This is a genomic window from Acinetobacter sp. NEB 394 (assembly GCF_013374795.1).
Taxonomy (GTDB): Bacteria; Pseudomonadota; Gammaproteobacteria; order Pseudomonadales; family Moraxellaceae; genus Acinetobacter; species Acinetobacter johnsonii.
The window spans coordinates 2,512,333-2,530,058 of record NZ_CP055277.1; the positions used below are offsets into that span (position 1 = coordinate 2,512,333).

Annotated in this window: 19 protein-coding genes; 7 read left to right on the forward strand and 12 right to left on the reverse strand. The window is 41.6% G+C overall.

Annotated features, from left to right (window positions below):
- Positions 1-109: 109 nt before the first annotated feature.
- From HUK62_RS12025 to HUK62_RS12035, 3 genes are all read right to left on the reverse strand, one after another.
- Positions 110-415 (reverse strand): hypothetical protein, encoded by a 306-nt coding sequence (locus HUK62_RS12025; RefSeq protein ID WP_004696180.1) that lies wholly within the window; start codon positions 413-415, stop codon positions 110-112.
- A 201-nt stretch (positions 416-616) separates the two neighbouring features.
- A complete protein-coding gene (locus HUK62_RS12030) occupies positions 617-1,936 on the reverse strand; it encodes an adenylosuccinate synthase (RefSeq protein ID WP_004696178.1) in 1,320 nt (439 codons plus the stop codon).
- A 69-nt stretch (positions 1,937-2,005) separates the two neighbouring features.
- Positions 2,006-3,172 carry an ATP phosphoribosyltransferase regulatory subunit gene (locus HUK62_RS12035; RefSeq protein WP_078388960.1) on the reverse strand — a complete coding sequence of 389 codons (1,167 nt, stop codon included), beginning with the start codon at positions 3,170-3,172 and terminating at the stop codon, positions 2,006-2,008.
- 429 nt (positions 3,173-3,601) lie between these two features.
- Here HUK62_RS12035 and HUK62_RS12040 point away from each other — a divergent pair, with 429 nt between their 5' ends.
- Positions 3,602-4,114, forward strand: a complete 513-nt coding sequence (locus HUK62_RS12040; RefSeq protein WP_176537981.1) for a hypothetical protein — start codon at positions 3,602-3,604, stop codon at positions 4,112-4,114.
- A gap of 88 nt (positions 4,115-4,202) precedes the next feature.
- Here HUK62_RS12040 and HUK62_RS12045 read toward each other — a convergent pair whose 3' ends face one another.
- Positions 4,203-4,658 (reverse strand): Lrp/AsnC family transcriptional regulator, encoded by a 456-nt coding sequence (locus HUK62_RS12045; protein ID WP_176537982.1) that lies wholly within the window; start codon positions 4,656-4,658, stop codon positions 4,203-4,205.
- 164 nt (positions 4,659-4,822) lie between these two features.
- On the opposite strand from HUK62_RS12045, the gene HUK62_RS12050 reads away from it, so the two are divergent.
- Together HUK62_RS12050 and HUK62_RS12055 are read left to right on the forward strand one after the other, a co-directional pair.
- The gene (locus HUK62_RS12050; RefSeq protein WP_176537983.1) at positions 4,823-5,569 is read left to right on the forward strand and encodes an AzlC family ABC transporter permease; all 747 of its coding nucleotides are present in this window, start codon (positions 4,823-4,825) and stop codon (positions 5,567-5,569) included.
- Positions 5,566-5,865 carry an AzlD family protein gene (locus tag HUK62_RS12055; protein WP_004696169.1) on the forward strand — a complete coding sequence of 100 codons (300 nt, stop codon included), beginning with the start codon at positions 5,566-5,568 and terminating at the stop codon, positions 5,863-5,865. The genes HUK62_RS12050 and HUK62_RS12055 overlap by 4 nt, the downstream gene beginning before the upstream one ends.
- Positions 5,866-5,874: 9 nt before the next feature.
- On the opposite strand, the gene HUK62_RS12060 is transcribed toward HUK62_RS12055, so the two are convergent.
- Both HUK62_RS12060 and HUK62_RS12065 read right to left on the reverse strand, forming a co-directional pair.
- Complete coding sequence (locus HUK62_RS12060) at positions 5,875-6,180, reverse strand: hypothetical protein (protein WP_004696167.1); 306 nt, start codon at positions 6,178-6,180, stop codon at positions 5,875-5,877.
- A gap of 113 nt (positions 6,181-6,293) precedes the next feature.
- Complete coding sequence (locus tag HUK62_RS12065; RefSeq protein WP_176537984.1) at positions 6,294-7,328, reverse strand: type I glyceraldehyde-3-phosphate dehydrogenase; 1,035 nt, start codon at positions 7,326-7,328, stop codon at positions 6,294-6,296.
- Between the two features lie 392 nt (positions 7,329-7,720).
- Between HUK62_RS12065 and alaS the strand changes: the two genes are divergently transcribed.
- The 3 genes from alaS (at position 7,721) to csrA (ending at position 12,289) form a co-directional block, all read left to right on the forward strand.
- Entirely contained in the window at positions 7,721-10,414 is a 2,694-nt protein-coding gene (alaS, locus tag HUK62_RS12070; protein WP_176537985.1) for an alanine--tRNA ligase, read from the forward strand.
- Positions 10,415-10,480: 66 nt separating this feature from the next.
- On the forward strand, positions 10,481-11,761 hold the full coding sequence (locus HUK62_RS12075) for an aspartate kinase (RefSeq protein ID WP_010327134.1): 1,281 nt from the start codon (positions 10,481-10,483) through the stop codon (positions 11,759-11,761).
- 273 nt (positions 11,762-12,034) lie between these two features.
- The gene (gene csrA / locus HUK62_RS12080; protein ID WP_004982340.1) at positions 12,035-12,289 is read left to right on the forward strand and encodes a carbon storage regulator CsrA; all 255 of its coding nucleotides are present in this window, start codon (positions 12,035-12,037) and stop codon (positions 12,287-12,289) included.
- 48 nt (positions 12,290-12,337) lie between these two features.
- Here csrA and rnhB read toward each other — a convergent pair whose 3' ends face one another.
- The 3 genes from rnhB to HUK62_RS12095 form a co-directional block, all read right to left on the reverse strand.
- The gene (gene rnhB / locus HUK62_RS12085; protein WP_126037233.1) at positions 12,338-12,925 is read right to left on the reverse strand and encodes a ribonuclease HII; all 588 of its coding nucleotides are present in this window, start codon (positions 12,923-12,925) and stop codon (positions 12,338-12,340) included.
- A gap of 61 nt (positions 12,926-12,986) precedes the next feature.
- Positions 12,987-13,349: a hypothetical protein gene (locus tag HUK62_RS12090; RefSeq protein WP_176537986.1), complete on the reverse strand. Its 363-nt coding sequence runs from the start codon at positions 13,347-13,349 to the stop codon at positions 12,987-12,989.
- A 137-nt stretch (positions 13,350-13,486) separates the two neighbouring features.
- On the reverse strand, positions 13,487-13,864 hold the full coding sequence (locus HUK62_RS12095) for a hypothetical protein (RefSeq protein WP_125273526.1): 378 nt from the start codon (positions 13,862-13,864) through the stop codon (positions 13,487-13,489).
- Positions 13,865-14,085: 221 nt separating this feature from the next.
- Between HUK62_RS12095 and HUK62_RS12100 the strand changes: the two genes are divergently transcribed.
- Positions 14,086-14,655, forward strand: coding sequence for a cytochrome b (locus tag HUK62_RS12100; protein WP_176537987.1), 570 nt, complete (start codon positions 14,086-14,088; stop codon positions 14,653-14,655).
- 26 nt (positions 14,656-14,681) lie between these two features.
- Here HUK62_RS12100 and HUK62_RS12105 read toward each other — a convergent pair whose 3' ends face one another.
- The 3 genes from HUK62_RS12105 to HUK62_RS12115 form a co-directional block, all read right to left on the reverse strand.
- Positions 14,682-15,044 (reverse strand): hypothetical protein, encoded by a 363-nt coding sequence (locus HUK62_RS12105; protein ID WP_176537988.1) that lies wholly within the window; start codon positions 15,042-15,044, stop codon positions 14,682-14,684.
- Positions 15,045-15,098: 54 nt separating this feature from the next.
- Positions 15,099-16,100, reverse strand: a complete 1,002-nt coding sequence (locus HUK62_RS12110) for an adenosine deaminase (RefSeq protein WP_176537989.1) — start codon at positions 16,098-16,100, stop codon at positions 15,099-15,101.
- Positions 16,101-16,167: 67 nt separating this feature from the next.
- Positions 16,168-17,490, reverse strand: coding sequence for an NCS2 family permease (locus tag HUK62_RS12115; protein WP_004696144.1), 1,323 nt, complete (start codon positions 17,488-17,490; stop codon positions 16,168-16,170).
- Positions 17,491-17,726: the final 236 nt, after the last annotated feature.

Below are 17,726 nucleotides of genomic sequence, written 5' to 3' on the forward strand. Positions count from 1 at the left end.
ATCATCACCGCGTTTTATCATAGCAATTATGTAAAAATATCTTCACAATTAAGTACAATAAGCCAAATTTCCGCGCTAGAGCGATATCTACACACCACCTTAAACCTACTTACATAAACTGAATTAAAAGCCAATAAACCAAACACAGGATATTTAAACCCAAATACAGGTGGCTTAAAGGTTCAATTTTTTCCTCAAGGGTCGCACTTTTACGCTTCGCAAACAGAAATGCATTTTGGAGCAGTATGATCGGCACCAAGATACAAGCAATAATCACAGACAATCCAATGAGCGCACTATAAATCACGTCTGGATCAGTGGTTTGCCCTTGAATAATCATCATCGCGATTGTTGGCGCACCACCCATAGCAAAAAGTAGTGAGTAAAAAATAGTTCCCGCGATATTCTTTTGCATCCTGCCTGCTCATCTGTTTATTGTGCATTTTATTCTAACAAGCACTTATACACTATGTCGTGCTTATTCATGCAACTTTAGTCGGGAAAATCATTCCAGCTCAGCAGCTTAAATCAATACCTGTCACGCTCATGTACAGATGTACTGCACAAATAAAAAAACCCTGTACTAGACAGGGTTTTTTATTCAATGCTTTATCGCTTAAGCGTCAAATGGATGACGTAAAACAATCGTTTCTTCACGGTCTGGACCTGTAGAAATGATATCGATTGGGCATTCGATTAATTGCTCAATGCGTTTTACATAGTTGATCGCTGCTTGTGGCAATTGATCCATTGATTTCGCACCAAAGGTAGACTCAGACCAACCTGGCATCGTTTCGTAAATTGGTTTTAAAGTTTCAAATGCAAGCGCATCAGAAGAACCAACACAACCAGAATCTGCCGCTTCGTAACCTACACAGATTTTCACTTCTTCTAAACCATCAAGAACGTCAAGTTTAGTTAAGCAAATACCTGAAAGTGAGTTTACGTCTACAGAACGACGAAGGATTTCAGCATCGAACCAACCACAACGACGTTGACGACCCGTAGAGGCACCAAATTCAGAACCCACAGTCCCTAAGTGCTTACCAATAGCATCACCTACGTCATTTGCAGCGTCATAAACCAACTCAGTTGGGAACGGACCTGCACCTACACGTGTTGTGTATGCTTTAGTAATACCCAATACATAGTCAAGATGTAATGGACCCAAACCAGAACCTGAGCTTACGCCACCAGCAGTCGTGTTTGAAGACGTTACATACGGATATGTACCATGGTCAACATCTAGAAGTGAACCTTGAGCACCTTCAAACATGATGTTGTCACCGTTTTTACGGTAATTATGCAGCTCTGTAGTGACATCAATCACAAGTGGTGCAACCACTTCACGCCATTGATCACACAGCGCAAGTACATCTTCTAATTTAACTGCTTCTACGCCGTAGAATTGTGTTAATTGGAAGTTATGGTACTCAAGAAGTTCAGTTAACTGAGCTTTAAGATGCTCGCCACCACGAACCAAGTCTGCAACACGAATTGCACGGCGTGCAACTTTGTCTTCATAGGCAGGCCCAATACCACGACCAGTGGTACCAATTTTCGCATTACCACGCTTGATTTCACGCGCTTGGTCAAGTGCAATATGGTTTGGCAAAATCAGTGGACAATTCGGAGAAATACGTAGACGTTCTTTAACTGGCACGCCTTCTTTTTCGAGAATGTCCATCTCTTTGATGAGCGCTTCAGGAGAAAGCACTACACCATTACCAATTAAGCACAGTACGTTTTCACGTAAAATACCAGATGGAATGAGGTGTAATACAGTTTTCTTACCACCAACGACAAGTGTATGACCTGCGTTATGTCCGCCTTGATAACGAACGACCGCAGCCGCTTGATCTGTGAGCAGGTCGACGATTTTACCTTTACCTTCGTCGCCCCATTGGGTACCGAGTACCACAACATTCTTGCCCATAATAGCCTCATTGCATCATGCTGTTAAAATTGAAGAACTTCTCAGGTTTTAGCTTACCTGAAGAAGTGATTAAATCTGTTCTACAGTCCATTGACCTGCAACATTCACCAACTGGTGCGTTGCATATGGAAGTGTAGTTAAATCATCCTGCCCCAAAAGTTGAATCACGCTCATGCCTTGAGCACGCGTGTGTTCAATCGCTTGGATCAAATCTGTTTGAGTACCTTTGGGTGCAACCACAAGACTGTTTTGCTGAAAACGACCTGCACTAAGTGCATATAAGTCACAACTAAAGCCTGTTGCTGGACGTGCACGCCCAAAGTGCTCACCAATTCCGTCATAGCGCCCACCTTGTGCCAATGGCGCAGCACGGTTTGGTGCATAAACGGCATACATTAAGCCCGTATGGTAGTGATATGAACGCAGCTCAACCACATCAATACCCATCTGAAGATTTGGCCAACGCGCTTGAATCTCAGATTGTGTAGTTTTTAATGCATCAAAAGCGTGCTTAAATTCTGCATCGGCAATGACTTCTGCACTTAAATGCGTTTGCAAGGCAGCTAAGTCACTTGCATAACGACCTAAAGTATAAAAGTCAGCACCAAAGTTTAAATCTTGGGTAAATTCAGCCAATTCTGGCAGAGCTTTACGTTGATATAAATCAGAGAGTTGACGTTCAGTCGCTTTGTTTAAACCCGCAACTTTCACCATACTACGGAATAAGCCCACATGGCCTAAATCCAAATGGATACCGTCTGCAAAACCTGTTTTTTCAAGCAGGCTGATCATCACATCAATCAGTTCAACATCGGCATCGATGCTGTCTGAACCAAATAGCTCAGCACCTAACTGCAAAGGTGTACGCGTGGTATTAAAGCCTTGTGGTTTGGTATGTAGGACTGTTCCTGCATAGCAATAGCGAGCAACGCCTTCCACTGGATGTACATGCGCATCAATACGAGCCACTTGTGGTGTCATATCGGCACGCACACCAAGCAAACGACCAGAAAGCTGATCAATCACTTTAAAAGTGGCTAAGTCTAAATCTTGATTCGATTCTGAAAGAGAAGATAACGATTCGATGTATTCAATGAATGGCGTGTACACCAACTGATAACCTCGAGTTGCGAGGAAATCTAATGCTTGACGACGCAAAGTTTCAATCACTTGCGCCTGTTCTGGTAGTACATCAGCTACACCATCAGGTAATAACCATGTCTCTGAAATGGGCATGTTGTAAACCTAAAATCTTGTCTGCGCGGAACGAATCCGCATAAAAAAATCGGGGCACACCCGATTTCTCTTAGTCTATCACGATACAATGTGCTGTGCATTAGACAATTTCGGAAAATTTAATTTATCGTTTCGATGTCATCGTTAACAACTTTATAAATTCTTAGCGATTTTGAGCGAGCCATTCAAAACATGGCTTTAGACAATGCCTAAGTATCAGAATCAATAATATTAACTCATCCTAGTGCTCTGCACAGATTGGAAAAATTCATATAAGACTTTGTTTTATATTTTATTTCCAATTATACCTGTGCTTGCACAAAAGACACATTCTTTTATACGTCAGCTCAATTTGACAGCAACAATAAATACTACATCGTTATACCGATAATACTTTTAATCACACCGTTTTTACTTGGGGAAATTTCGATGGAAATACACAGCAACTTATATTACAAGCACGCAGATGCTCAAATCATGTCAAAATTAGACCGATTATTTCAAGAACATCGCGGCGATGCGAGTCAATTTACGGCTTTAGTCTGTGACATCAATCCAGAACATGGCGCTGAACTGGCCGAAGATATTTTAAATACCGTCGATAATATCGAGTTTGACTTAGGTCCTGAATCACTATACTCCCTCGCGGGTTATTCCATCGCACACTTTGTCCATGGTTCATCAGGTGATGAGTTCATGGAAGCGATTTTATTCTTCCTGAAAGCCTTGCTTCCAGACATCCATGCGCAAGCATGGGGTTGCGGTGATGATGATCCTTGGGAGTTTTGGTTCAAATTTGAAGGTGATGAACTGGTTCGTGAAGATGATGAACCTTTAAATGATCCTGAAGAAGATGAAGAAATTAAAGCCAGTATTTATGCATGGTGGCACGCAGATCTGCCTAAAGAAATTAAAGAAGGCTTTTTAAACGAAGAGTCATAATATCCTAAGTAGCATGACTAGAGTACAAGTCCTATCACTTTGAGTCATGCTGCCAGATTCATAGGCGATTTCACTATCAACTTTTGAGCTACCAAATCGGCAATTCTGTGGTTTGTTTGATATTTTGCAACGGAATTTCTGTTTTAATACTTTGTATATTGGGGATTTTATTTAGACGATGGATTTGAAACTGTCGATAGGCATCTAAGTCTGCAACCACAATACGTAAAAAGAAATCACAATCCCCTGCCATTAAATGACACTCGACCACTTCAGGAACTTCACGAATCGATTCAACAAATTGGTTCACCGTTTGCGGATCCTGACTTTTTAGCCAAATGCGTGCAAAAACGGTCAATCGTAGATTCACCTTAGCTGGATCAACCAAAGCCACATAAGCCCGAATAATCCCGTCTTCTTCTAGTTGTTTTACTCGTCTTAAACACGGTGAGGCAGACAGTCCAATGCGCTGAGCCAACTCATTGTTTTGAAGTTTTCCATCGACTTGCAAGACTCTTAAAATACGCTTATCAATTTGATCCATAGCATTCACCCCCAGAAGTAAAATATTGCTTATATTGTATTAATCACAGTATTTTATTCTAAAAAATAAAAACAATGCGCCAAATAAAGCACAAAATATCTCATAAAAAAACATAAACTAATTCACCTACTGTACCACAACCTAGTAGCGATAGGCGATTTTAAATGTTCTCCCTTAGAAATACGACTCAAGAACTCAATGACTCCACAGACCACGTCGAGTTTAAACGTGGTATTAAAACATCTATCCCCATGCTGCTGGGCATTATTCCTTTTGCTTTGGTCTTAGGAACACAAGCTACTCAAAAAGGCTTTAGCCATTTAGAAGTTCCATTATTTACTGGCCTAAACTTTGCGGGCGGTTCCGAGTTTGCCGTGCTCGAAGTCTGGACCAATCCACCAAATTTTCTCGTTTTAATTTTCATTACGCTCCTAGTCAATAGCCGTCATTTGCTCATGGGTGCAAGTCTCGTGCCCTATTTACGCCATTTGCCTAATCGACAGGTTTTCCCTGCCCTGTTTTTCATGTGTGATGAAAGTTGGGCCGCAGCTCTTGCCGATGCAGAAAAGAAAAAAAGATTTGGGCTACAACAGGCCTTTAGCATGTCCTACTACGCAGGTATCTGTTTTGCCCTGTACTTGATGTGGGTCAGTTTTACCAGCTTAGGTGCCATTCTTGGTCCTTTGCTAGGCGATGTTCACCGTTATGGATTTGATATGGCCTTTGCTGCAGTATTTTTGGTTTTACTGCGTGGTATGTGGAAAGGCTTTAGCGCAGCACGCCCTTGGCTTATCAGTCTCATCAGTGCAGCCATTGCTTATTTATATTTACCGACGGGTTGGTATGTGCCTATTGGTGCAATCTGTGGTATCGCCTCTGCTTTCTTATTTATTCAGGAGGATGAGCTATGATCCACAGCACTACACTTGTCGCAATTTTATTAGTCGCAGCCACCACTTATCTGACGCGTATATTGGGCTATGTTTTGCTGAAAAATAAAACTTTAAGCAACAAACAACGAAAGATTTTGGAAGTTGTTCCGGGCTGCGTACTTATTTCAGTAATTGCACCTTATTTTGTCAAAGACAATGTCGCAGATCTACTCGCCATTGCCATCACTTTAATTGCAGCTTCACGCTTTTCACTCTTACCAACCGTTGTGATCAGTATGCTAAGCGCAGCATTATTACGTACCGTGCTCATTTAAACTTAATTTTTAGCGTTCAGGCTGTACAGCTTTAGCGAGAATATTCACCAACTCAGCGTTTTGTAGCTCAACTTTTTGCAACTTAGAAGTGGTCTGCTCGATCACTTCCTGTTGCACATGCATCTTTTTTGCAAGATCTTGCATAATTTCCAAGGTCTTTTTTAAATTTTCTTCAAGATGATGTACTTTTTCTTGCAGTTGATTCTGCTCTACGCTTGGATCGGTTTTATCTGCCTGATTTTTAAATTGAAACCAAATTAAAAACACGACAGCGACCGCCAACAACAAAATAAAACCCCAAATTAAGATCAACATAAGCACCGCTCTACATTATTTTCGTTTATAAATTCATGATAACCACAAGTCTGTATTCGGTCTATGCCTATCATCTTGTTTTCAGAGTAAAAGATGCTTAAAAATAAAGACCTTTAGGTGGTTGACGCACTAAAAGATTCACACAAATCTAATAAGCGGTTTGCATAGCCCCATTCATTGTCATACCACGCAAAGACTTTGGCTTGATGCCCCACCACCATGGTTTGCGTTAAATCAACAATGAGTGAATAGGGTGAATGGTTAAAATCTGAAGACACCAAGGGTTCATCCGTCACATCCATAATTTCACGGTAGTCTGACTTCGCCGCCTGAATCAGCACTTCATTAATTTTATGGTCGGTAATTGGTGTTTGCGAAATAAAGGTCAAATCAATTGCCGCCACATTAATAGTCGGCACACGAATCGAATAACCATCAATACGATCGGCCATTTTTGGCATGACTTGTTTTAAAGCACCAAGGGCTGACGATGTGGTGGGAATAATATTTTGACCTGAAGCACGAGCACGTCTTAAATCACGATGCGCATGATCCAATACAGACTGATCGGCAGTCACTGCATGAATTTCAGTCATGAGCGCAGTATCAATTCCAAAAGCATCATCAATGATTTTAACCAAAGGCACTAAGGCCTGCGTGGTACATGACACGCTAGAAATGATTTGGTCACTGGCTTTGACCTCATGGTGATTCACCCCATACACAATTGCTGCATCAACTGAGTCAAAAGGTGCCGCGCCGATAATCACCCGCTTTGCACCTGCGCTGATATGCCCTGTTGCCGCTTCGCGCGAGCGAAATAAACCTGTGCACTCTAGAACCACGTCTACATGGAGGCTTGCCCAAGGTAAATCTTGCGGGTTGGCCTGACACAATACTTCAACTTTGAGCTGCGCTTGATCTTTAGAAAGATGTAAATAAATTCTTTCATTTTCATAACTTAAATCGACTTTTCCGGGAAAGCGCCCATGCGTGGTGTCATATTTAAATAAATGCAATAAGGTTTCTACATCTGCTACATCATTTACCGCGACGATTTCAAACTGAAAGTTCTTTGGATTTTCAAACCAAGCGCGTAGTACATTACGTCCGATTCGACCAAATCCATTTATCGCCACTCGTTGCATGACTTGCCCTTATTTATAAAATGATGAAAGATAAATCAGGCCTATATTAATGGATTTATACAGATTTGGTTAAGCTTTCTTTTTCTATCATCCATCAGTGAAGATGATGAATATGAACCCTCAAGTCATAAATTGACCAGCCTGACCGCCTCGTACTAATCAGCTCATTTCCATGAAATGATATAAATATCCAGCAATAACAAGCAAAATCTTAGAACTATCGAATACATAGAAATGTCATCAATTCGCCTTAAAGTGATTGGTGCAACATCCTTTTTCCGTTATAATTTGGCGTTTTAAAATTTTTAAGCCAGTATCTGAAGTCAGCGTATTTAGAATAAGACTTTCTTCAGCTACTATTAGCCAAATCGAAATTATGGAGTGACTTGGTTGTGAGTACTCGTTTTATGACATCAGCTGAAATTCGCGAAGCTTTTTTAAGCTACTTTGAATCGCAAGGGCATACACGTGTCGCGTCGAGTTCTCTAGTTCCCGCCAACGACCCTACTTTGTTGTTTACCAACGCGGGTATGAACCAATTTAAAGATTGTTTCTTAGGCCTAGAAAAACGTGATTATGTACGTGCAGTGTCTTCACAAAAGTGTGTCCGCGCAGGTGGTAAACACAACGACTTAGACAATGTCGGTTATACCGCACGTCACCATACCTTCTTTGAAATGTTAGGTAACTTCTCATTTGGCGACTACTTCAAACGTGATGCAATCAAATTTGCATGGGATTTTCTCACTGGTGAAGCTTGGTTAGCACTGCCTAAAGACAAACTCTATGCAACGGTTTACCACACTGACGACGAAGCATTTGACATCTGGAACAAAGAAATTGGTTTAGATGCATCTCGTATTATTCGTATTGGCGACAACAAAGGCGGCCAATACGCATCAGATAACTTCTGGGCAATGGGTGATACAGGTCCTTGTGGTCCATGTTCTGAAATTTTCTTTGACCATGGCGACCATATTTGGGGTGGCTTACCAGGCACACCTGAAGAAGATGGCGACCGTTTCATTGAAATCTGGAACAACGTCTTCATGCAGTTCAACCGCACTGCAGATGGCGTATTACACCCTCTTCCGGCGCCTTCTGTTGATACAGGCATGGGCTTAGAGCGTATTTCTGCAGTTTTACAACACGTTAACTCAAACTACGAAATTGACCTGTTCCAGCACTTACTCAAAGCGGCCACTGAAATTATTGGTTTAGATACCGCTGCACTTGAAGCAGAAGCTCGCGAAAAAGGTACACCTGTTCAGTACCCTGCATCACTTAAAGTGGTTGCGGATCACGCACGTTCATGTTCATTCCTGATTGCTGATGGTGTAAACCCATCAAATGAAGGCCGTGGTTATGTACTTCGCCGTATTATTCGTCGTGCAGTACGTCATGGTAATAAGCTGGGTGCAACAGGTTCATTCTTCCATAAAATGTTGCAACCTTTAATTGAAGTAATGGGTGCTGCATATCCAGAACTTGAAGCACAAAAGGCACGTATTGAAGCGCAATTACTGAAAGAAGAAGAGCAATTTGCTAAAACCTTAGAGCAAGGTTTGAAATTGCTTGAAGGTGAATTGGCTCAACTGAAAGGTTCTGTAATTCCAGGTGAAGTGGTGTTTAAACTGTATGATACTTACGGTTTCCCAACTGACCTGACTGCTGACATCGCTCGTGAACGTGATTTAACGATTGATGAAGCAGGCTTTGAAGTTGAAATGGCAGCTCAACGTCAACGTGCACGTGATGCAGGTAAATTCGCAATTGACTACAACTCTGTTGTTAAAGTTGAAGGCGAAACTCAGTTTGACGGCTATGACGCAACAGTTGGCGAAGGTCAAATTATCGCGATCTATAAAGATGGCGAACAAGTTGATGAAGTCGTTGAAGGTGACGAAGCCCTCATCGTACTGAACCAAACCCCGTTCTATGCAGAAAGCGGCGGTCAAATTGGTGACACGGGTATTTTCAAAAACGACACGGGTATTTTTGAAGTCCAAGACACCAAGAAATCGGGCGGCGCTTTTGTACACCAAGGTATCGTGACTGTAGGTAGCATTAAGCTTGCTCAAAATGTTGAAGCAACTGTCAAAGCAGATATCCGTGCTGCAACTGCGCGCAACCACTCTGCAACTCACCTTTTGCATGCTGCACTACGTCAAATTCTAGGTGAACACGTACAACAAAAAGGCTCACTGGTTGCGTCAGACATCTTACGTTTTGACTTTGCCAACGATCAGCCCGTTTCATTTGAACAACTTCAAGAAATTGAACGTTTAGTGAATGCCGAAGTGATTGCAAACAGCGCTGTGACCACTGAACTTCTTGACATCGAATCTGCGAAAGCGAAAGGTGCGATGATGTTGTTCGGTGAAAAATATGGTGATGAAGTTCGTGTACTTTCAATGGGTTCAATCATTGAAGAAAAGAACTTCTCAATTGAGCTGTGTGGTGGTATTCACGTTAAACGCACAGGCGACATTGGCTTCTTCAAAATCACTTCTGAAGGTGGTGTAGCTGCGGGTGTACGCCGTATTGAAGCGGTAACGGGCACCAAAGCCGTTGAGGTTGCTCAAAAAGCTGACCGTGATATCAATACCATCAACGGTTTATTAAAAGCTCAAAAAGACCAAACTTTAGAAAAAGTTGAAGCCTTAGTCGACACAGCATCAAGCTTGCAAAAACAGATTGAACAACTCAATCAAAAACTTGCCAGCTTCCAAGCTGCTGAACTGCTTAGCCAAGTTCAAACGCTTGCGGGTCGTCAAACGCTAATCACGACTGTTCAAAACATGGATGCGAAATCACTTCGCAACCTACATGACGGTGTGAAATCAAAATTAGAAAATGCAGTCATCGTACTTGCTGGTGTTGAAGGTGACAAAGTTAGCCTGATCGCATCTGTAGCAAAAGACTTTACTGCTTCTATTAAAGCAGGTGACATCATCAAACATCTAGCAACTGAGCTCGGTGGTAAAGGTGGTGGCAAACCTGACTTAGCACAAGGTGGCGCGCCACTAAACGAGAAGTTTGCAACAGTGATGGCAGATTTAACTGCTTGGCTTGAAGCGAAATAAAACTTCACCTTTTGTGTAACTGACCCTGAATGATGCATTCAGGGTCATGGTTTATATGGAACAACTATGGCATTAATCGTTCAAAAATATGGCGGTACCTCTATGGGTACTCCAGAGCGCATTTTAAATGTTGCTCGTCGTGTAAAGCGTTGGCATGACCACGGCCACAAGGTTGTAGTGGTTGTATCAGCAATGAGTGGCGAAACCAATCGTCTACTTGCTTTAGCGAAAGCCATTACCGAAACCCCTGACCCACGAGAATTAGACCAAATGGTTTCTACAGGTGAACAGGTAACGATTTCAATGTTAGCGATGGCGCTCAATTCTATTGGCGTTGAAGCTAAGTCACTTACAGGTCGCCAAGTCGGGATCAAAACGGACAATGCGTTTACCAAAGCACGTATCGAGTCGATTGATACCGATACCATGACTGCGCATTTAGATGCTGGTCGTGTGATCGTGGTTGCTGGTTTCCAAGGCTTTGATGCCGATGGTAACACCACCACGCTCGGCCGTGGCGGTTCAGATACTTCGGGTGTAGCACTTGCTGCGGCATTAAAAGCAGATGAATGCCAAATCTATACAGATGTAGATGGCGTTTATACGACTGACCCACGTGTTGCACCAAAAGCGAAAAAAGTAGACCGTATTTCATTTGAAGAAATGCTGGAAATGGCATCACTTGGTTCAAAAGTTCTACAAATTCGTTCAGTTGAATTTGCAGGAAAATACCAAGTGCCTTTACGCGTATTATCAAGTTTTGATAATGACGATGATGGCGCATTCGACGAAGACTTTAAAAAGAACGTCGGAACACTAATCACCACTGAGGCGGAAGACAACATGGAACAACCAATTATCTCTGGTATCGCATTTAACCGTGACGAAGCTAAACTTACGATTCTAGGTGTTCCTGATGAACCAGGCATTGCATCTAAAATTTTATCGCCAATTGGTAATGCCAACATTGAAGTGGATATGATCATCCAAAATGTTGAAGAAGATGGTACAACTGACTTCACTTTCACGGTAAACCGTGGCGAACTTGCAAAAGCAACAAAAATTCTTCAAGAAACCGCTCAAGCCATTGGTGCTCGCGAAGTTGCTACACGTGATGACATTGTTAAAGTCTCAATCGTAGGTGTTGGTATGCGCTCACATGCAGGTGTTGCAAGTAAAATGTTTACTGCCTTGGCTGATGAAGGCATCAACATTTTGATGATCTCAACTTCAGAAATCAAAATTTCTGTGATTATTGAAGAAAACTACCTAGAACTTGCTGTACGTTCTCTACACACTGCTTTCGGTTTAGACCGTGAACATGGTGAATCAAGCGCACGTGCTTAAGCAATCTTGCGAAAAACTTGTCATTGTCTGACAGTTTCTGCAAAAGACTACAAAAATCAGGAGCCACTATAGTTTTTTCTATAGTGGCTCTGTTATATTAAGCCCGAGGCTTTCTTAAATTTAGATGAATGTTATACCTAATGTCACTAGATATCTAAAAATTCAAGTGTCATGCGGTTGTATTAAACATTTGTTTAAATTTTTTTAAATACAAAAAATTATGTATTTTACTTTAGTACAACTGCAGGTTTAGCGTTTTGCAAGGAGATAAACATGCTGATTTTGACCCGACGCGTCGGTGAAACATTAATGATTGGGGATCAAGTAAGTGTTACTGTACTTGGTGTCAAAGGCAACCAAGTTCGTATTGGTGTCAATGCTCCCAAAGAAGTATCTGTACATCGTGAAGAGATTTATCAACGCATTCAGCATGAACGTGCAATGCATGAACATCTTCAACATCTTGATCAGGATTACCAGCCTGCATTTGAAGATGAAGGTGCACAGCAGAATAATTTCAATCGTTAAGATTGAAACATTCAGATATAAAGCGGCCCGATTGGCCGCTTTAAATTTTTATATAGCCTCTTTTTGCTCAAGCGCCTCGATCACTTTCTTTACAGGCCCAAAACTACGACGATGCTCGTCGATGACCCCATGTTCAGCAATCGCTTCAAAGTGCGCTTTGGTTGGATAACCTTTATGTTTGGCAAAACCAAACTGAGGGTATTTTCGATCCATCTCAATCATTTGATGGTCACGTGTCACTTTCGCCAAAATACTCGCTGCTGAGATTTCAGCATGTAAAGCATCCCCACCCACAATTGCCTCACAGCTCATGCTTAAGCCTTGTGGAATTTTATTACCATCAACCAAGACATGTTCGGGCTGTATCGCGAGCTGTTCAACCGCGCGGCGCATTGCAAGCAAAGATGCTTGTAAAATATTGATCTCATCAATTTCAGCAGCACTCGCCTCAGCAATGGCCCATGCCAATGCTTTTTCCTGAATTTCGACAAAAAGTTTTTCACGTTTTTTTTCGGTCAGTTTTTTGGAATCATTCAACCCTTGTATCGGGTTATTCGGGTCTAGAATTACCGCAGCAGCGACCACTGAACCCACCAAAGGGCCGCGCCCTGCCTCATCTGCACCTGCAATTTGCATTTTCTACTCTCATAAAAAATGGCTGATCAACAGCCATTCTAAAACTTAACAATTTATTGGCTTAGTTTAGCATTTCAGAGGCGCATATGGCTGTTGTTTTTGTTGCTGCTAAAGCGCCATAGGTTGCCTTTGCTTTGGGATCAATTGCCGCCAAAGCCAACTGCTCTTTAGACAACACTTTGGGTGAGTTATCACCCACACAGTTACATACTTCACGTTTTTTCTTTTGTTTTTGGTCTTCTGATAACAACTTACTGCCCATGATCCATGTCGGATTAGTTTCGATTTCATCCATACATTTTGCATGTGAGGCCATTTTAATAGCCGAGATTCCATCATCATCTGAGCTAGATAAAGGATTCGATACACAAGCGGAAAGTATAAGCGAGCCAAACAAACAGAGAATTAACTTATCATTTTTCATACAGAGACACCCTTTGTTGTAAAAGAAATTAGGCTTCAATTGTTATTATTCACATCAATATAAAAGATAAACGCCAAAAAGTACAAAAAAACTGCAAAGAAGCGAGGCATGTCCCCGCTTCTTTGATATATCACAACTTAATTCACCGCTTCAGCCACACATGCATTGATGGTTTTGGTTACTGCATTGCTAATAATGGTTGTACGCGCCGCAGGGTCAATAGCCGCTGTTGCCACATCGACAGCCGTAATATTTTGTGGGGCTTTTTCACTTACGCAACCACAAATTTCGGTTTGAATATCGGTTTTTTGGTCAGCCGTCATAAATCTGGTTGCTGTTTTCCATGCTGGCAGATTATTTAACTCAGTCGTACATTTTGCATTAATGGCAATTTTAAGCGCCGCTGTACCCAGTTGTTGCGTGGTGGTCGTCGTATTGGTCGTTGCCATATCAGTTGTTGTACAAGCCGAAAGGATCAAAGCCAAAGGAGCAAGCACTGCAATCATTTTTTTCACGGATATATCCATTTATAACAGTTAAAGTGCGCGTATTTTGCCGAATCTTTGCTATTTACGGAAACACTATTTCCATGCCATTTTAATATCTTTCGCCTATTGCACAGCTTTAGATCAGTCATACGCCATTGGTCTGTGCAGCGTTGCAGAATATCAACGCTATGTTGCATCTACTACATTTTTGACCTATCTATAGTTCTATAAAATAGCGCAACATAAAAATGGATGTGAATCTAATGAACTCGGCAAATACCCATTACACGCGTACTGCTCAAATCCTGCATTGGCTCATGGCAATTATCTTTATTGCTGCTTGGCTGATTGGTTTTTATAGCGGAAACTTCCTCAGTTATGATGCTGATGGTAGCTTTAAAGGGGATGTCATTACCTTACATAAGAACATTGCAACCACGATTATCTTTCTAGTAGTGATTCGTATCTTTTGGCGTTATACCCACCCTGCACCCAAACTTCCAGACAGCATGTCACCGTTCATGCAAAAAATGGCACACTTCGGTCATTTGGCTTTATATTTCATTTTGTTGGCTTTGCCTATTACTGGCTGTTTATTTAGCTGGAGTGCTGGGCACCCTGCACCTGTATTGTACCTTTTTGAAATTCCCCGTTTAGTACAAGACAACCCAGAGTTACTCGCGATCGTGAAACCTTTACATATCTGGATTTCATGGGCTGCAGGATTGCTGTTGGTAGGTCATATTGCAGCAGCACTGAAACACCATTTTATTGATAAAGATAATGTGTTAAATAGCATGACCAAACAAGCAAAGTAAGAGCAAGTTGAACCAGCCTAAAAGCATCAATCTGTTGCTTTTAGGACTTCATTCACCACACATCCTTTCAGCGTATTCAACACACCCTGTTGTACCACCTGTTTTTTGACTTGTTCATCAACTAAGGCATGTAGCAAGGTTGTTGCTGGAATATCCTTTAACGCATTTTCACCCACGCAACCACAGATTTTTGTTTGGAGCTGATTCTTTTTCTCTTCACCAAGCAATGCTGTGCTGACTTTCCACAGCCTTGTCGCTTCAAGCTCAATACCGCACTGATACACCACCACTGGCTTTAATAGCTTTTGAGTTAACTCTGTATCTGTTTTGAGCAAATAAACTGCAAAGAGCACAAAAATAACCACAAGCAATGCAATGATTTTTTTCATATCGACCTCACATAAAAAAGACAGAGCGAACTCTGTCTTTAAAAGGGCATCAGATTAAGCAATGGCTGCAATTTCAGCCGCCCATTTTTGCTTCTCTTCTGCCGAAATAAACGACGCCTCAAAAGAGTTCAGCGCCAATTGTTTTAGCTCAGCTGCTGTTAAGTCTAACGCATCTGTAATGGCAATAAAGTTATCATTCATATAACCACCAAAGTACGATGGATCATCTGAATTTACCGTCACTTGCACACCTTGTTGCAACAAACGGCGGATATTGTGCTGTGCCATATCGTCAACCACACATAACTTTAAGTTACTGAGTGGACAAACTGTCAGTGGCATTTTCTCTGCGATCAAACGCTGCATTAATACAGGATCTTCTTCAGAACGTACACCGTGGTCAATACGATTCACTTTAAGCAAATCTAAAGCTTCCCACACATATTCTGCTGGGCCTTCTTCACCCGCATGCGCAACCACTAAAAATCCTGCTTCACGCGCTTTAGCAAAGACACGTTCAAACTTTGAAGGAGGATGCCCAACTTCACTTGAGTCCAAGCCCACAGCAATGATTTGATCTTTATAAGGCAATGCCTGTGCTAAAGTTTCAAGGGCTGCTTCTTCACTTAAATGACGCAAGAAACACATAATCAAATGCGAACTAATGCCAAATTTTGCCTTGGCGTCATCACATGCGCGTTGCAGACCATTAATCACTGTTTCAAAAGCAATACCGCGGTCAGTATGCGTTTGTGGATCAAAGAACATTTCGGTATGCACTACACGATCTTCGGCACATTTTTCAAAGTATGCCCAAGCTAAGTCATAAAAGTCTTGCTCATGAATCAGTACATTTGCACCTGCATAATAAATGTCTAAAAATGATTGCAGATTGTGAAAATTATAAGCCTGTTTCACTTCTTCAACCGACTTATAAGGAATGTCTATTTGATTACGCTGTCCGATTGCAAACATGAGTTCTGGCTCAAATGTCCCTTCAATATGCACATGCAATTCAGCTTTTGGTAAAGCACGAATGAGCTCCAATTGACTCATATCTTTTCCTCTTTAAAAATAAAAAAGGGCGTAAACTGAGTTTACACCCTTATCACTATTTGATGAATTAGCCACCAAATAACGCGAATTTTAATGCCCAAAGCACAGCTACAATCCATACCATGTACGGTACAGTCGCCGCTTTACCAGTGAACAATTTAACCAATGCATAGCTAATAAAGCCCATCGCAATACCATCTGCAATTGAATAGGTAAATGGCATAAATACAATGGTTAAGAACGCAGGAACGGCTTCAGTAATATCATCCCAATCAATATGGGTAATCCCCTGAATCATTAACACGCCAACAAATAACAATGCTGGAGCTGTTGCAAAACCGGGTACAGATTGAGCTAAGGGTGCTAAAAACAAACATAAGATAAATAACACACCGACCACAACTGCGGTTAAACCTGTACGGCCACCAGCAGCAACGCCCGCAGACGACTCAATATATGGTGTCGTCGAAGATGTACCTAATGCTGCACCAGCAACAATTGCGGTTGAGTCTGCAAATAATGCTTTTTTCAAACGTGGAAGCTTGCCATCTTTCAGTAAGCCTGCACGGTGTGACACGCCAACCAATGTACCTGTTGAGTCAAATAAATCGACCAAGAAAAATACAAAGATCACACCCACTAAGCTTGCCGTAAATAGACCTTCAAAGTCCATTTGCATGAAAGTTGGAGCAATTGATGGAATCTCACCAACAACACCTTTAAACTCGCTTAAGCCCATTGCTGTTGAAATTGCAGTTAAAGCCAAGATGCTGATAATAATAGCACCACGCACTTTAAAGTGATGCAGTACAACCACCATCAAGAAGCCAAATAAAGCCAAAAGAACCGTCGGTTGCTTTAAGTCGCCCAATCCAACCAAAGTCGCTGGATTGTCCACAATAACGCCTGCATTTTTTAAAGCAATCAGCGCAAGGAATAAACCAATTCCGCCGCCAATCGCAAGCTTAAGCGACATTGGGATTGCATTCACAATGGCTTCACGGATCTTAAACATACTGATCGCAATGAACACCAAACCTGATACAAACACTGCAGCTAAAGCAGTCTGCCAAGGCACACCCATACCCATACACACCGAATAGGTAAAGTAAGCGTTTAAGCCCATACCCGGTGCTAATGCAATTGGATAATTTGCAACAATACCCATAACCAAACAGCCAATTGCGGCTGCAAGACAAGTCGCTACAAAGACAGCACCATGATCCATCCCCGTTTCGGATAAAATCATTGGATTCACAATAATGATGTAACACATGGTTAAGAATGTGGTTACACCTGCAAGAAGCTCTGTACGAAAACTGGTTTTATTTTCACTCAGTTTGAACATACGCTCGAGCATATTTTCTGAAGATGGATTAGGAGTCGTCATGACCTAGCCCCTGTAAATAAACTTTTAAAACTGTATAACTGCCAAAAAATTTCGACACTCAGTACGATGAAAATCTGATTAAATTTCTGGAAGTTAAAGCAATGAATATGCCAAATTTCCTCAATTTAGGAAAAGTTTATTTAGCCATGAATGATTCAAACGCAGGGTCGAACCATATATACCTAAACAAAAAAGCCGCATAAACCGTATGCAGCTTTCAACAAAAAAGTCATTTT

Excerpts from the sequence above, each read along its gene's own strand:
- HUK62_RS12025 (WP_004696180.1), bottom strand. The coding sequence starts at position 415 with ATGCAAAAGAATATCGCGGGAACTATTTTTTACTCACTACTTTTTGCT.
- HUK62_RS12030 (WP_004696178.1), bottom strand. The coding sequence starts at position 1,936 with ATGGGCAAGAATGTTGTGGTACTCGGTACCCAATGGGGCGACGAAGGT.
- HUK62_RS12035 (WP_078388960.1), bottom strand. The coding sequence starts at position 3,172 with ATGCCCATTTCAGAGACATGGTTATTACCTGATGGTGTAGCTGATGTA.
- HUK62_RS12040 (WP_176537981.1), top strand. The coding sequence starts at position 3,602 with ATGGAAATACACAGCAACTTATATTACAAGCACGCAGATGCTCAAATC.
- HUK62_RS12045 (WP_176537982.1), bottom strand. The coding sequence starts at position 4,658 with ATGGATCAAATTGATAAGCGTATTTTAAGAGTCTTGCAAGTCGATGGA.
- HUK62_RS12050 (WP_176537983.1), top strand. The coding sequence starts at position 4,823 with ATGTTCTCCCTTAGAAATACGACTCAAGAACTCAATGACTCCACAGAC.
- HUK62_RS12055 (WP_004696169.1), top strand. The coding sequence starts at position 5,566 with ATGATCCACAGCACTACACTTGTCGCAATTTTATTAGTCGCAGCCACC.
- HUK62_RS12060 (WP_004696167.1), bottom strand. The coding sequence starts at position 6,180 with ATGTTGATCTTAATTTGGGGTTTTATTTTGTTGTTGGCGGTCGCTGTC.
- HUK62_RS12065 (WP_176537984.1), bottom strand. The coding sequence starts at position 7,328 with ATGCAACGAGTGGCGATAAATGGATTTGGTCGAATCGGACGTAATGTA.
- HUK62_RS12075 (WP_010327134.1), top strand. The coding sequence starts at position 10,481 with ATGGCATTAATCGTTCAAAAATATGGCGGTACCTCTATGGGTACTCCA.
- csrA (WP_004982340.1), top strand. The coding sequence starts at position 12,035 with ATGCTGATTTTGACCCGACGCGTCGGTGAAACATTAATGATTGGGGAT.
- rnhB (WP_126037233.1), bottom strand. The coding sequence starts at position 12,925 with ATGCAAATTGCAGGTGCAGATGAGGCAGGGCGCGGCCCTTTGGTGGGT.
- HUK62_RS12090 (WP_176537986.1), bottom strand. The coding sequence starts at position 13,349 with ATGAAAAATGATAAGTTAATTCTCTGTTTGTTTGGCTCGCTTATACTT.
- HUK62_RS12100 (WP_176537987.1), top strand. The coding sequence starts at position 14,086 with ATGGATGTGAATCTAATGAACTCGGCAAATACCCATTACACGCGTACT.
- HUK62_RS12105 (WP_176537988.1), bottom strand. The coding sequence starts at position 15,044 with ATGAAAAAAATCATTGCATTGCTTGTGGTTATTTTTGTGCTCTTTGCA.
- HUK62_RS12110 (WP_176537989.1), bottom strand. The coding sequence starts at position 16,100 with ATGAGTCAATTGGAGCTCATTCGTGCTTTACCAAAAGCTGAATTGCAT.
- HUK62_RS12115 (WP_004696144.1), bottom strand. The coding sequence starts at position 17,490 with ATGACGACTCCTAATCCATCTTCAGAAAATATGCTCGAGCGTATGTTC.